Source organism: Conexibacter sp. CPCC 205762 (assembly GCF_030646155.1).
Classification (GTDB): domain Bacteria; phylum Actinomycetota; class Thermoleophilia; order Solirubrobacterales; family Solirubrobacteraceae; genus Conexibacter.
Genome location: NZ_JAUTDN010000012.1, coordinates 1 through 12,354, shown reverse-complemented (window position 1 = coordinate 12,354; position 12,354 = coordinate 1). Strand labels below are relative to the sequence as shown.

Sequence of the window (12,354 nt, the reverse complement as noted above, 5' to 3'; positions counted from 1 at the left end):
GGGTGCGACCGCCTCGCGCGTTCGCTGCCCGCGTGCTTTGCTTGAAAGCGGATGGGAGAGGATCTGGTCGCAGATGCGCGCGGCGGCGCCGCGCTCGTCGGCCGTGACGAGGAGCTCGCGCTGCTCGCGGCCGCGCTCGCCGACGCCGCGGGCGGCGGGGCGCGCTGCGTCGTCGTCGAGGGCGCGCCGGGTATCGGCAAGACGGCGCTGCTGCGGCGGTTTCGTGCCGCGGTCGCGCCGGGCGACGCGCTGCTGGCGACGGCCGAGGCGGAGGAGGCGCTGGTCGACTACGCGCTCGCCGATCAGCTGCTGCGCGCGGCCGGCGTCGAGCGCCCGCAGGTGATCGGCGCCGCCGCCGACATGGCGGCGGTGGGGCTGCGGCTGCTGGAGGCGTTCGCGGGGGTTGGCGCGAGGGCCGGTGACGCGGCGAGCGTGGGCGTGACGGGCGCGGCCGTGGTGATCGCGATCGACGACGCGCAGTGGGCCGATGCCGCCTCGCTGCGGGCGCTGCTGTTCGCGCTGCGGCGGCTGGCGGAGGCGCCGCTGCTGCTCGTGCTGGCGCTGCGCGAGGGGATGCGCGAGCGGATCCCGGGCGGCTTCGACAAGCTCGACGACGTCCGCCGGATCGCGCTCGGCGGCCTCTCGGAGACGGAGGCCGGCGCGCTCGCGGCAGCCGCCGGCAAGCCGCTCTCGCCGCTCGCCGCGCGGCGCCTGCGCGACCACGCCGGCGGCAACCCGCTCTACCTGCGCGCGCTGCTGGCCGAGCTGCCCGCGATGGCGTGGGAGGCCGGCGGCGGCCTGCAGCCGGCGCCCGAGCTGTTCGCCCGCGGCGTGCTGCGCCGCCTCGACGCCGCCGCCCCCGAGACGCGCGCGCTCGTCGAGGCCGCAGCCGTCCTCGGCGCCCGCACGGAGCTGCATGCCGCGGCGGCTGTCGCGGGGCTGCGCGAGCCCGCGTCCAGCGCCGCGGCGCCCGCCGACGGCGGCCCGGCGCCCGGCTCCCCCGCGGCGACGCCCGCCCGCCCCGACGCCGCGCTCGTCGCGCTGGAGGAGGCGCAGCGGCTCGGGCTGCTGACGAGCGGGCGGCCGGCGCGGACGATCGCCTTCGACCACCCGCTCACGCGCGCCGCGGTCTACCACGCGCTCGGGCCGGCGCGGCACGCGCGGCTGCACGCGGCGGCGGCCGCGCAGACCGACCGTCCCGGCGTCGCGCTGCGCCACCGCGCCGCCGCCGCGACCGGTCCCGATCCGGCGCTCGCCGACGAGCTGGAGGCGTTCGCCGCGGGCGAGGTGCTGCGCAACGCGTGGGAGTCGGCGTCGGAGCAGTTCGCGGCCGCGGCGCGGCTGACGAGCGACCGGCACGCGCGCGAGCGGCGCGAGCTGGAGGCGGCCGACGCGCTGCTCGGCGCGGCGCTGACGCCGGCCGCGCGCGGCCTGCTCGGCGCCCGCGCGGAGCCCGGCGCGGAGGCGCGCGCCGACGCCCGCCTGCTGACCGTGCTCGCCTATGTCGCGCTGCAGGAGCAGCGGCTCGACGAGGCCGAGCGGCTGCTCGCGCTCGCGTGGGAGTGCGACGACGCCGACGACGGCGTGCGCCGCAAGATCGCCGAGCGGCGGACGGTGCTCGCGCTCGCCCGCCTGCGCCCGCACGAGGCGCTGACGTGGGCGCGCCGCGTCGCGCCGCTGGTGCCGGCCGGGCCGGAGCGCGAGCTGTCGCGCTGGACCGAGGCGATCGCGCATGGGGCGGCCGGAGACCATCGCGCCGCGCTGGAGATCCTCGACCAGGCGCTGTCGGTCGGCGAGACGCTCGTCAGCGACTTCGGCATCCGCGCGATGCGCGGCCGCTTCCGGCTCGGCGCCGACGACGTCGCCGGCGCGCTGGACGACCTCCGCACCGCCGCCGCGGCCGAGTCGCGGCTGGGGTCCGAGAGCTTCAAGGCCGCCGTCCACGCCTGGCTGGCGGAGGCGCTGCAGGCGTCGGGCGCGTGGGAGGCGGCGGCGCTGGAGATCGAGCAGGCGCTGGCGCTGCTGTTCGTCGCCGACAACGTCGTCACGCGGATGGAGGTCAATCGCGCCGCGGGCGCGATGGCGGTCGCACGTGGTGACCTGGCGGAGGCGGAGGAGCAGCTGCGCCAGCTGCGCGAACCGGCCAGCAACCCGCGCGGCGACCTGACCGTCGCCATCGCGGCAGCGACCCTCGCCGCCGCCCACGGCCGCCCCGAGCAGGTGCTGGCGGAGCTGGAGCCGTTCAGCGCCGCCGCCCCCGCCGACCCGCTCCTCCCCCAGCTGCGCGCGGACGCGCTGATCCGGCTCGGCCGGCTCGACGAGGCCGACGCGGTGCTCACGCGCGAGCGCGCCCGCACCGCTGCCGACGCCGCCGAGACGACGCCCTGCTCGCGCCAGGTCACGCTGCTGCGGCTGCGCGGCCGGCTGGAGGCCGCGCGCGGCGACCATGCCGCCGCCGACGCGCTCTTCGCCACCGCGCTCGCCGCCGCCGAGCGGCTGCCGCTGCCGTACGAGCTGGCGCTCGCGCAGCTCGACCGCGGCCGCTCGCTGCGGCGCCAGGGTCAGCGCAAGGAGGGCGCCGCGCTGCTGCAGCTCGCACGCGACCGCTTCGCCGCGCTCGGCGCCGCGCCGCTGCTGGAGCAGTGCGAGCGCGAGCTGGCCGCGAGCGGCCTGCAGCCGGCCAGGCGCGGCGACGCCGACCGCTCCGCCCTCACCGCGCGCGAGCGCGCCGTCGCCCAGCTCGCCGCCGCCGGCCTCACCAACCGCGCGATCGCCGCCGAGCTGATGGTGAGCGCCAAGACTGTCGAGGTCCACCTCTCGCGCGTCTTCGCCAAGCTCGGCATCTCAGCCCGCACCGAGCTGGCCGAGCACCTCTGAGCCGGCGCCTCGCCCGCCTTCCGCTTGGCACATCCGCGCTCCGGGTAGCGCTCCGGGGCACATGCACGTTTTCGGAGCGATCGCCATCGCCGCAGCCGTGGCCGCGCTCGCGGCGCCCGCCGCGCCGGCTGCCGCCGCGGAGCTGTTTCCGCAGCCGTGGGTCGACCGTTCGCCCGTGCGGATGACCTCGTTCGGCACCTGCGCCGTCGAGCTCGGCGCCGCCGACGCGGTCGCCTGGTACGGCGCCGTCCACGGCGGTCAGCCGCGGGTGCAGGCGGCGCCGGTCGCCGGTCCCGCCGCCGCGGCGCTCCCGCCCGGCCCGGAGGTGGCGGCCGGCCTCGGCGGCTGCCCGGTCGGCGCTGCCAGCGCGGACGGCAGCGCCACGCTCGCCTGGGCCGAGGATGTCGACCGCGCGGCGCCGATCGTCGTCGCAGAGCGGCGCCCCGGCGGCCAGCTCGGTGCCGCGACGCGCCTGCCCGGCGCGCACGGCCGGGAGCCGGCGGTCGCGCGCGCGGCGAGCGGCGCCGCCGTCGTCGGCTGGCTGGAAGAGACGCGCCTCGACGCGGAGCCGTACCTGAGCGAGACGCGCGTCCAGCCGCTGGTCGCCGTGCGCGATGCCGACGGCGCCTTCGGCGCGCCGGTCGCGCTCGGCGCGCCGGGAATCGCCTCCTCGGGCGAGGGCTACGGGCCTGCGATCGGGATCGACGACGCGGGCGACGCGGTCGCCGTCTGGCACCGCCCGGCGAACAGCGAGCGCGACGCGCCCGACGAGGCATGGACCGCCCGCCGTCCGGCCGGCGGCGCCTGGAGCGCACCGCAGCGGCTCGCCGCCGAGGTGCTGCAGCCGCCGCGGCTGGCGGTCGCGCCAAGTGGCGAGGCGCTCGTCGTGCTGCGCACGAGAACGGGCGTCGAGGTCGCCGGCGGCAGCGCGCGCGACGGCTTCGGGCCGCTCTCGCCGATCACCGGCAGCAGCGCCGGCGCCAGGTCGGCCGCGCCGACAGCCAGCAGCAGCGCGCTCGCCGGCTCGGCCCCGCCGACAGCCAGCAGCAGCGCGCTCGCCGGCTCCACCGCGCAGGTCGTCAGCGACGACGCCGAGGTCGCCGACGTCGTGATCGCGCCCGGCGGCGCGGCGCTCGTCGCGCTTGCGGCGGAGCGTCGCGACAGCGGCTTCGCGCGCATCGACGTCGTCGGGCGGCCGCACGGCTCCGCTCCCTTCGGCGCGCCCGTCACCGTCGCCACGGCGCCGGCGGCCCGTCTGCTGATCGGCGTCGACCAGCCGCGGCTCGCGCTCGCGCCCGACGGCCGCGCGCTGCTCGCCTGGCGCGGCGGGCGCGAGGTGCCCGCGGGGCAGTTCCAGGCCCCCTACGCAGCGCTCGGCAGCGCCGGCGGCGGCTGGCAGCGGCCGCGCCCGCTCTCCGGCGGCAGCCGCTGGACCTACTACGCACTGCCGGCCTTCGGCGCCGACGGCAGCCCGCGCGTCTCGCTGCTGCAGACCGCCTTCGCCGACGGCGGCGACTACAGCGCGCCGATCCGCCCGCGCCTGCGCACCGTCGCGTTCGGCCCGCAGCCGGCGGCCGACCGCACCGCCCCGCGCCTGACGCTGCGGCTCCCGAGACGCCAGCCGCTGCCGCCGTTCAACCGCAGAACCCGCGCGGACCAGAGCATCCGCTTCGACGCCCGCTGCGACGAGGCATGCGACCTCTACGTGCGCGCGGAGGTGCGCACGCGCGGGACCGACGGCGACGGCTTCTTCCCCGGTCTCTTCCGGCTCGCCGCCGGCCAGCGGCGCGTCCTCTGGCTGCACAAGGTCGACGCGCTCTGGTACGGCGACGGCGGCCCGTTCGGCTACGGCCAGACGATCCGCGTGCGGCTGACCGTCTGGGCCGACGACGCCGCCGGCAACAGCACCCGCGCGACGGCGGTCACGCGCGTCACGCTGCCGCGGGTCGATTTCGCCGGCCAGCGGATGAGACGATCAGACAACTACAGCATGTAGTAATTAATGGAGACGATTTAGTCACTCTTCGGCAACAACTCGGCATGAACGCCTGCCTACGGTGCGGCGCATGTCAGATCCCATCACCCCCACTGACGCCGGGGGCTCGACCCGGCGTCACTTCATCCGCGGCGTGGCGGCCGCGGGTGCCAGCACCGTCGCCGCCAACGCGATCCTCTCCGCCCCGGGGATCGCCGACCTGCTCGGCGACGCCGGCGTCGCGCACGCCGCCGAGGTCGTCAACCCGTTCGCCGACTTCAGCGCGATCGCCGCCTCCAGCGCCGACGCCTTCGAGGTGCCGGCGGGCTACCGCGCCCACGTCGTGATCGGCTACGGCGACAGATTCGCCAACACCGACGGCACCCAGCTGAGGTTCGGCTACAACAACGACTTCCTCGCCTTCTTCGCGCTCGAGGGCAAGCGAGACGAGGGGCTGCTGTTCGTCAACCACGAGTACCCGGCGCCGTTCTTCCAGCACGGCGTCACAACCGCGGCCAACAAGACGATCGCCCAGATCGAGCTGGAGCAGGAGTCGGTCGGCAACTCGGTCCTGCACGTCAAGAAGGACGCCGAGGGCCTGTGGCAGGTCGTCTCGCCGTCGAGATACAACCGCCGCATCACGGGCGCCGACCCGGTCTGCGACTTCACCGGCCCGCTCAAGGGCAGCGCCAGAGTCGGGACGACCTCCAGAGGCTCGCTCGCGAACTGCTCCGGCGGCATCACGCCGTGGGGCACCGCGCTCTCCTGCGAGGAGAACTTCCAGGACTACGCGAGAACGTACGGCTGGGCGCTCAGCACCGCGACGACCGCCGACCCGACCAACGCCGAGTACGACCACACGACGCTGTCGAAGTACGGCTGGGTCGTCGAGACCGACCCGTACGACCCCAGCTGGACGCCGCGCAAGCACACCGCGCTCGGCCGCTTCCGCCACGAGAACACGGCCTTCCGGGCTGCCGCCGGCAAGCCGTTCGTGCTCTACATGGGCGACGACAAGGTCGACGCCGGCGTCTACAAGTTCGTCTCGACGCGCCAGTTCGTCGCGGGCGACCGCGCCAACAACCTCAGAATCCTCGAGGAGGGCAAGCTCTACATCGCCTGGTTCGACCACGGCCGCCGCACCTTCGCCAGAAACGGCGACACCGTCCCGACCAGCCCCGCCTCCGGCGTCGGCTTCTGGCGCGAGGTGACCGAGGCCGAGCTGGAGGACTGCCAGGAGCGGATCCTCGCCAACGTCGGCAGCGCGGAGTTCCTCGCCCACCACGCGACCAACCGGCCCGAGGACCTCGAGGTCAACAGCGACGGCGCGGTCTTCATCTCGTTCACGAACAACAGCAACGTCAACGACGCCCACGGCGCGATCCGCAAGCTGGTCGAGAACGGCAACGACCCGACCGCGGTCGGCTCCGACAAGCAGTTCACGTGGGCCGACTACGCCGGCGGCGGCGACAGAGGCACGGGCGTCCCGGCCGGCGAGCGCGGCTTCTCCAGCTGCGACAACCTCTGCTTCGACAACCACGGCAACCTGTGGGTGGTCACGGACATCTCGTCCAGCTCGCTGTCGGGCTCGACGAGCAGAAAGGACTACTACGAGTACCACCGCAACAACGCGGTCTTCATGATCCCGCGCACGGGCCCCAACGCCGGCGTCGCCTTCCGCTTCGCCAACATGCCGATCGAGTCCGAGGGCACGGGTCCGTACTTCACGCCCGACGAGGAGACGCTGTTCGTCAACGTCCAGCACCCGGGCGAGGAGACGCCGGCCGCGGGCGGCGTCTACGGCAACGTCGCGACGTACACGTCGTGGTGGCCCGAGGGCAACAAGACGATCAACTTCAACCCCTCGACGCCGGTCCCGTCGCTGGTCGCGGTGACGAAGCTGCCGACGCACGTCGACGACCCGGTCACGCCGCCGTCGGAGGAGAGACCGCCGAACGTCATCCCGCCGCTGCCGCCGACCCCGGGCGGCGAGCAGCCGCCGAGCAGAGCGGCCGACAGAACGAAGCCGAGCCTCAGACTGGCCGCCGTGCCGAGAACGCGCCGTCAGGCGCAGCTGCTCAGAGGCGGCCTGCCGCTGACGCTCCAGGTCAGCGAGCCGGTCAGAGCGACGATCGCGCTGGAGCTGACGGTGACGACCGTCTCCGGCAGAGGCAGAAAGCGCAGATCGCGCAGAAAGCTCGTCACGATCGGGCGCGCGACGCGCCAGCTCAGAGCGGGTCGCACCGAGCTGACGCTGAGACTGACCTCGACCGGCAAGCTGCGCGTGCGCGCGCTGCGCGGCAGAGACACGAGAGCGCAGCTGTCGGTCGTCGCGGTCGACGCCGCCGGCAACCGCCGCGCGATTGCGGCGACGGTCAAGCTGACCTGACCTGAGTGCGCTCGACGACGGCGAGGCCCCCGCCGTCGTCTACAGCCGCATCCCGCCGGAGACCTCGATCCGCTCGCCCGTGATCCAGCGGCTCGTGCTCGTCACGAGCGCCGCGATCGCGCCGCCGACGTCGTCCGGCTGCCCGACCCGCCCGAGCGCCGTCTGCGCCGCGATCCCCGCCTGCATCTCCGGGTTGTCGCGCACCATCCCGCCGCTGAAGTCGGTCGCGATCGCGCCCGGGGCGATCGTGTTGACGGTGATCCCGCGCCCGCCCAGCTCCAGCGCCAGGTAGCGCGTCAGCACCTCGACGGCGCCCTTCGCGGCCGCGTAGGCGCCGCTGCCGGGGAAGCTGAAGCGCGCCAGCCCGCTGGAGACGTTGACGATCGTGCCGCCGTCGGCCAGCAGCGGCAGCAGCCGCTGCGTGAGGAAGAAGACGCCCTTGACGTGGACGTCGAAGACGCCGTCGAACTGCTCCTCGGTCGTCTCCGCGATCGGCGCGTGGAGCGCGCCGCCGGCGTTGTTGACGAGCACGTCGAAGGAGTCGCGGCTCCACGTCTCCTGCAGCGTGCGCGCGAGCTGCTCGGCGAAGGCGGGGAAGCTGGCGTGGGCGCCGGTGTCGAGCTGGAGCGCGACCGCCTTGCGGCCGAGCGCCTCGATCTCGGCGACGACGGCATCGGCGTCCGCGCGCTCGGCGCGGTAGGTGACGACCGAGTCGACGCCGGCTCTGGCGAGGTGGATCGCGGTGTTGCGGCCGAGGCCGCGGCTGCCGCCGGTGATCAGTGCGAGCTGCGTGGTGGAGGTCATGGAGCTGAGGATGGGACGCCTGCGCGCCGTTGCGGAGGGGCGCGTGCATCCAGGGACCGGCGATCCCTGGCTGACCGTTGCAACGTGGGCATACTGGAGCGATGGACCGTGCTCAGCTCGCCGACTTCCTGCGCCGCCGCCGTGAGGCGCTGCGCCCCGAGGACGTCGGCCTCATGGCCGGGCCGCGCCGCCGCACGCCGGGCCTGCGGCGCGAGGAGGTCGCGGCGCTGACCGGCATGTCGACCGACTACCTCGCGCGGCTGGAGCAGCAGCGCGGGCCGCAGCCCTCCGAGCAGCTGCTGAGCGCGCTCGCGCGCGGCCTGCGGCTGACCGTCGACGAGCGCGACCACCTCTTCCTGCTGGCCGGCCACACGCCGCCGTCGCGCGCCTTCCGCACCCATCACGTCAGCCCGGCGCTGATGCGCGTGCTCGACACGGTCGACGCGCCGGCGCTCGTGATCTCCGACATCGGCCACACGCTCGCGCAGAACGAGCTGGGGGTCGCGCTGTTCGGCGACCTCAGCGACTTCGACGGCGACCGCCGCACGTTCGTGCAGCGCTGGTTCGGCGACCCGGCGGCGCGCTCCTTCTACCCGCCCGACTACCACGACACGCACGGCCGCGCGCTCGTCGGCCACCTGCGCAACGCGCTCGCGCGCGACCCTGGTGACGCCGAGGCGCGCGCGATCGTCGACGAGCTGCTCGCGCGCAGCGACGAGTTCACGGCGATCTGGGAGGCGCACGAGGTGCGCGCCACGCTCGAGCCGCGCAGCAAGCGCGTGATCCACCCGGCGATCGGGATGGTCGCCGTCGACTGCCAGGTGCTCGTCGCCGAGAACGACGCCCAGCGGCTGCTCGTCTTCACCGCCGTGCCCGGCAGCGAGGACGCCGACAAGCTGCGCCTGCTGGCGGTCGTCGGGCTTCAATTCCCTGACTCACCCGACAGTAAAGTGACACCGCGCACACAACGCGACGCATCCTAAACGGATGTACATGTTCAACAGTTAAGTCACTCTCTATTCACTTCCCGGTCACGAGATCGGTGAGTGACGAGACATAGGTTCGGCTGGTGAACCGATTGACTCGCCGCTCACGCGGTCGGCTGGCCCTTGCCGCCGCCACCGCTGTGTGCGCGCTCACCCCCACCTCGGCGGCCTTCCTGACGGAGACCGCCTCCGCGGCCGAAGGCGACCGCTCGAGCTTCCTCTTCGGCGTCCTGCCGGACACGCAGTTCTACTCGCGCTACGCCTCCGCCAACCAGGGCGACCTCTTCATGAGACGCTACGGCAACGAGCCGTTCGCGGTCCAGACCGAGTGGCTCGCCGACAGACAGGCCGAGCTGGAGATCCCGTTCGTCGCGCACCTCGGCGACGTCGTCGACCGCGCCGACCAGACGCAGGAGTGGGAAGTCGCCGACGAGGCGATGAGAACGCTCGACGACGCCGCGCTGCCGTACTCGATGATGAGCGGCAACCACGACGTCCGCAACAACGACGAGGAGTCGCGCGACCCCTCGACCGAGCACTACCTCAGATACTTCCCGACCTCGCGCGCGGAGGCCCAGCCGGGCGACGGCGGGCGTGATCCCAGCGGCTGGCACGAGTGGCACACGTTCAGAGCCGAGGGGCGTGAGTTCCTCGTCATCTCGCTCGGCTGGAACCCGTCCGACAGAGGCATGGCGTGGGCCCGCCAGGTGCTCGCCGAGCATCCGAGACTGCCGGCGATCCTGACCGTCCACGACATCCTCAACATCGCCTCCGACGGCGTCACCGCGGTCGAGACCGGCGCCGGCAGACGGCTGTGGGACAACCTGATCAGAGACAACGATCAGATCTTCCTGACGCTCAACGGCCACAACCACGGCTCCGCGCACCTGCGCAAGACGAACGACTTCGGTCACAGCGTCGACCAGATCGTGTGGGACTACCAGATGGCCTACCAGGGCGGCAACGCCTACCTCGGCCTGATGGAGTTCGACTTCACCAACAACACGATCGACACGGCCGTCGTCTCGCCGTGGGTCCGCCTCAAGCCGGCTGACACGATCGTCCCCGACTTCGACCAGGCCGTGAAGACCGGGCCGAACGAGAACCTCAGAATGCCGATCGACTGGAACGCGCGCTTCGCCCGTTTCGCCGACTCGCAGGCGCCCGCCGCGGCTGACCACAGCTCGCTGATCGCCGCCGCCAAGAGAGCGGTCCTCGACGGCTACACCGATCCCGGCGCGACCGAGCCGAGAACGCCGCACGACACGAGCGACTACCCGAGAGTCGACGGCACGCTCGCGCACTGGCGCTTCGACGGCACCGCCGCCGGCCCCGTCGCCTACGGCGCGGTCGCTGCGAGAGACCTCTCCGCCGCCGGCGCCGACATGCGACGCGCCGACCCGGCGACCGACGCCAACGTCGCCGACGTCCAGCCCGGCGACCTGTCGATCTCCAGCGACCACTCGGCGCTCTCGTCGAGCCCGGCGAGCGCCTGCTTCCTCAACGGCGGCAGAAGAGTCAGCTACATGAACACCCCGCTCGGCGCGGCGGTCAACGACGTCAACTTCGTCACGACCGGCTACACGATCGAGACGTTCGTGAAGGTCGACGCCGACTGGAGCGCGACCGCCAACGCCTGGATGGGCGGCCTCTCCCGCGAGGGCAACCGCAGAGACGTGCCCGGCATGACGAACCCCGGCTGGAGCTGGGACGAGCCGGTCTTCACGATGGCGATCTCGAACCTGCGCGAGGTCCAGTGGAACCAGTCGAGCGCCTCGCCCGCCGAGGACCGCGCCGCCTGGTCCGGCGAGATCATGGCCGGCAGATGGATGCACATCGCGGTCGTCAACGACCCGCTGACGGCGACCACCACGCTCAACATCGACGGCGCGCCGGTGCTGCGCAACTCGATCAACACGCTCGGCCTCGCCAGCACCAGACTGCCGTGGCGGATCGGCTCCAGCCTGGGCGGCGGCAAGACCGGCAACGGCTGGTTCGGCTGCATCGGTGAGACCCGCATCGTCGACCGCCCGCTGCCGCGTGACCAGTGGCTGACGGCGCGCACGTACGTCGCGCCGCCGGAGGAGAGACAGCCCGAGGAGAGACAGCCCGAGGAGAGACAGCCGGAAGAGAGACAGCCGGAGCAGCCGGGCACGACGCCGCCGGTCGTGAACCCGCCGGTCGTGACGCCGCCGGTCCTCACCCCGCCGGTCGTCCAGCCCCCGGCGCCGAGAACGCCGGCCCGCCCGCAGGCGGCCCGCGTCAGCTCGATCGCGCTGCGAGGCAACGCGCTGCGCGTGCGCGTCAACGGCGCGTCGAGACTGCGCGTCGCGCTGAAGAGCTGCACGAACGGCGGCTGCAGACGCGTCGTGCGAACGGTCACCGTGACCGCCAAGCGCGCTGGTGTGGTGACGGTGAGACTGCCGCGCTCCCTGCGCGCCGGCAGATACCGCGTCGAGGTGACCGCCCGCTCGCAGGGCGGCACGCACAGACGCAGCACGACGGTGCGGGTCGCGAGAGCGGCCGCCAAGCGCACCGCGCGCTGAGTCGCTGATCGCACTGGCGCCGCGCTGCTGAGTGCGGCGCGGCGTCCCGATCGACCGGACACGTCGCCGCCGGGCGCGGCGCCGCGCGGCGCGAGTCAGCGCGACGCCGCGCCGCCGGGTGCGGTGCGGCGGCGCGATCAGCCGGATGCATCGCCGCCCAGTGCGGCGTCGAGCTGCTGCAGATGGGCTGAGACGGGGCCGGCGGTGAGCAGACCGCTGCCGGCCCCCGCCAGCTCCTTCGCGGCGGGCGCGAGCGCCTCGCGCGCCTGCCGGATGCGGCGCGTGTCGCCGAGCTGCAGCGCCGCCTGCGCGAGCAGGCACCAGTTCGCCTCCAGCAGCAGGTCGTGCGGCGGGTCGGGTGCGGCGTCCAGCGCCGCGCGCGCCGCCTCCCGGTCCCCGCGCGCGAGCATGACGAGCGGCCGCGCCCACGGCGCGTACGGCCCCCAGTCGAGCGCCGGATCGGCCGGCGCCGGCGCGCGGTTCGCAACGGCGAGACAGAGTCGCGCCAGCGCCGGCAGCCCGCGCGTGAGCCCCGGCATGCCGGCGTCGTCCAGCAGCGCTGCGGCGGCGCGATAGGCGGCGTCGGCGTCCCCGCTGCCGGCACGCGCTTCCGGCGTGGCGCCGGCCGCCTCCGGCGCGGATCCCGGCGGGGCAGGTGCCGGCGGGGCAGGTGCCGGCGGGGCAGCTGCCGGCGGGGCAGGTGCCGGCGGGGCAGCTGCCGGCGGGGCGGGCGCCGGCGGGGCAGCTGCCGGCGGGGCAGGCGCCGGCGGGGCAAAG

7 protein-coding genes are annotated in these 12,354 nt (G+C 74.5%); 5 read left to right on the top strand and 2 right to left on the bottom strand.

Annotated features, from left to right (window positions below):
• Nucleotides 1–51 precede the first annotated feature (51 nt).
• The 3 genes from Q7L73_RS11965 to Q7L73_RS11955 all read left to right on the top strand — a co-directional run bounded on the left by Q7L73_RS11965 (nucleotide 52) and on the right by Q7L73_RS11955 (nucleotide 7,241).
• Nucleotides 52–2,877 carry a LuxR family transcriptional regulator gene (locus Q7L73_RS11965; RefSeq protein WP_304691936.1) on the top strand — a complete coding sequence of 942 codons (2,826 nt, stop codon included), beginning with the start codon at nucleotides 52–54 and terminating at the stop codon, nucleotides 2,875–2,877.
• Nucleotides 2,878–2,938: 61 nt separating this feature from the next.
• Nucleotides 2,939–4,873 carry a hypothetical protein gene (locus Q7L73_RS11960; protein WP_304691935.1) on the top strand — a complete coding sequence of 645 codons (1,935 nt, stop codon included), beginning with the start codon at nucleotides 2,939–2,941 and terminating at the stop codon, nucleotides 4,871–4,873.
• 70 nt (nucleotides 4,874–4,943) lie between these two features.
• Entirely contained in the window at nucleotides 4,944–7,241 is a 2,298-nt protein-coding gene (locus Q7L73_RS11955; protein ID WP_304691934.1) for a PhoX family phosphatase, read from the top strand.
• Between the two features lie 39 nt (nucleotides 7,242–7,280).
• On the opposite strand, the gene Q7L73_RS11950 is transcribed toward Q7L73_RS11955, so the two are convergent.
• Nucleotides 7,281–8,045: an SDR family NAD(P)-dependent oxidoreductase gene (locus Q7L73_RS11950; RefSeq protein ID WP_304691933.1), complete on the bottom strand. Its 765-nt coding sequence runs from the start codon at nucleotides 8,043–8,045 to the stop codon at nucleotides 7,281–7,283.
• A 101-nt stretch (nucleotides 8,046–8,146) separates the two neighbouring features.
• Between Q7L73_RS11950 and Q7L73_RS11945 the strand changes: the two genes are divergently transcribed.
• Together Q7L73_RS11945 and Q7L73_RS11940 are read left to right on the top strand one after the other, a co-directional pair.
• Nucleotides 8,147–9,028 carry a helix-turn-helix transcriptional regulator gene (locus tag Q7L73_RS11945; RefSeq protein WP_304691932.1) on the top strand — a complete coding sequence of 294 codons (882 nt, stop codon included), beginning with the start codon at nucleotides 8,147–8,149 and terminating at the stop codon, nucleotides 9,026–9,028.
• An 86-nt stretch (nucleotides 9,029–9,114) separates the two neighbouring features.
• On the top strand, nucleotides 9,115–11,577 hold the full coding sequence (locus Q7L73_RS11940; RefSeq protein ID WP_304691931.1) for a LamG-like jellyroll fold domain-containing protein: 2,463 nt from the start codon (nucleotides 9,115–9,117) through the stop codon (nucleotides 11,575–11,577).
• A gap of 137 nt (nucleotides 11,578–11,714) precedes the next feature.
• On the opposite strand, the gene Q7L73_RS11935 is transcribed toward Q7L73_RS11940, so the two are convergent.
• The gene (locus tag Q7L73_RS11935; protein WP_304715558.1) at nucleotides 11,715–12,116 is read right to left on the bottom strand and encodes a hypothetical protein; all 402 of its coding nucleotides are present in this window, start codon (nucleotides 12,114–12,116) and stop codon (nucleotides 11,715–11,717) included.
• Between the last annotated feature and the right edge of the window lie 238 nt (nucleotides 12,117–12,354).

What these genes read in the sequence shown, in the direction of transcription:
- Q7L73_RS11965 (WP_304691936.1), top strand. Translation starts at nt 52, where the DNA reads ATGGGAGAGGATCTGGTCGCAGATGCGCGCGGCGGCGCCGCGCTCGTC.
- Q7L73_RS11960 (WP_304691935.1), top strand. Translation starts at nt 2,939, where the DNA reads ATGCACGTTTTCGGAGCGATCGCCATCGCCGCAGCCGTGGCCGCGCTC.
- Q7L73_RS11955 (WP_304691934.1), top strand. Translation starts at nt 4,944, where the DNA reads ATGTCAGATCCCATCACCCCCACTGACGCCGGGGGCTCGACCCGGCGT.
- Q7L73_RS11950 (WP_304691933.1), bottom strand. Translation starts at nt 8,045, where the DNA reads ATGACCTCCACCACGCAGCTCGCACTGATCACCGGCGGCAGCCGCGGC.
- Q7L73_RS11945 (WP_304691932.1), top strand. Translation starts at nt 8,147, where the DNA reads ATGGACCGTGCTCAGCTCGCCGACTTCCTGCGCCGCCGCCGTGAGGCG.
- Q7L73_RS11935 (WP_304715558.1), bottom strand. Translation starts at nt 12,116, where the DNA reads ATGCCGGGGCTCACGCGCGGGCTGCCGGCGCTGGCGCGACTCTGTCTC.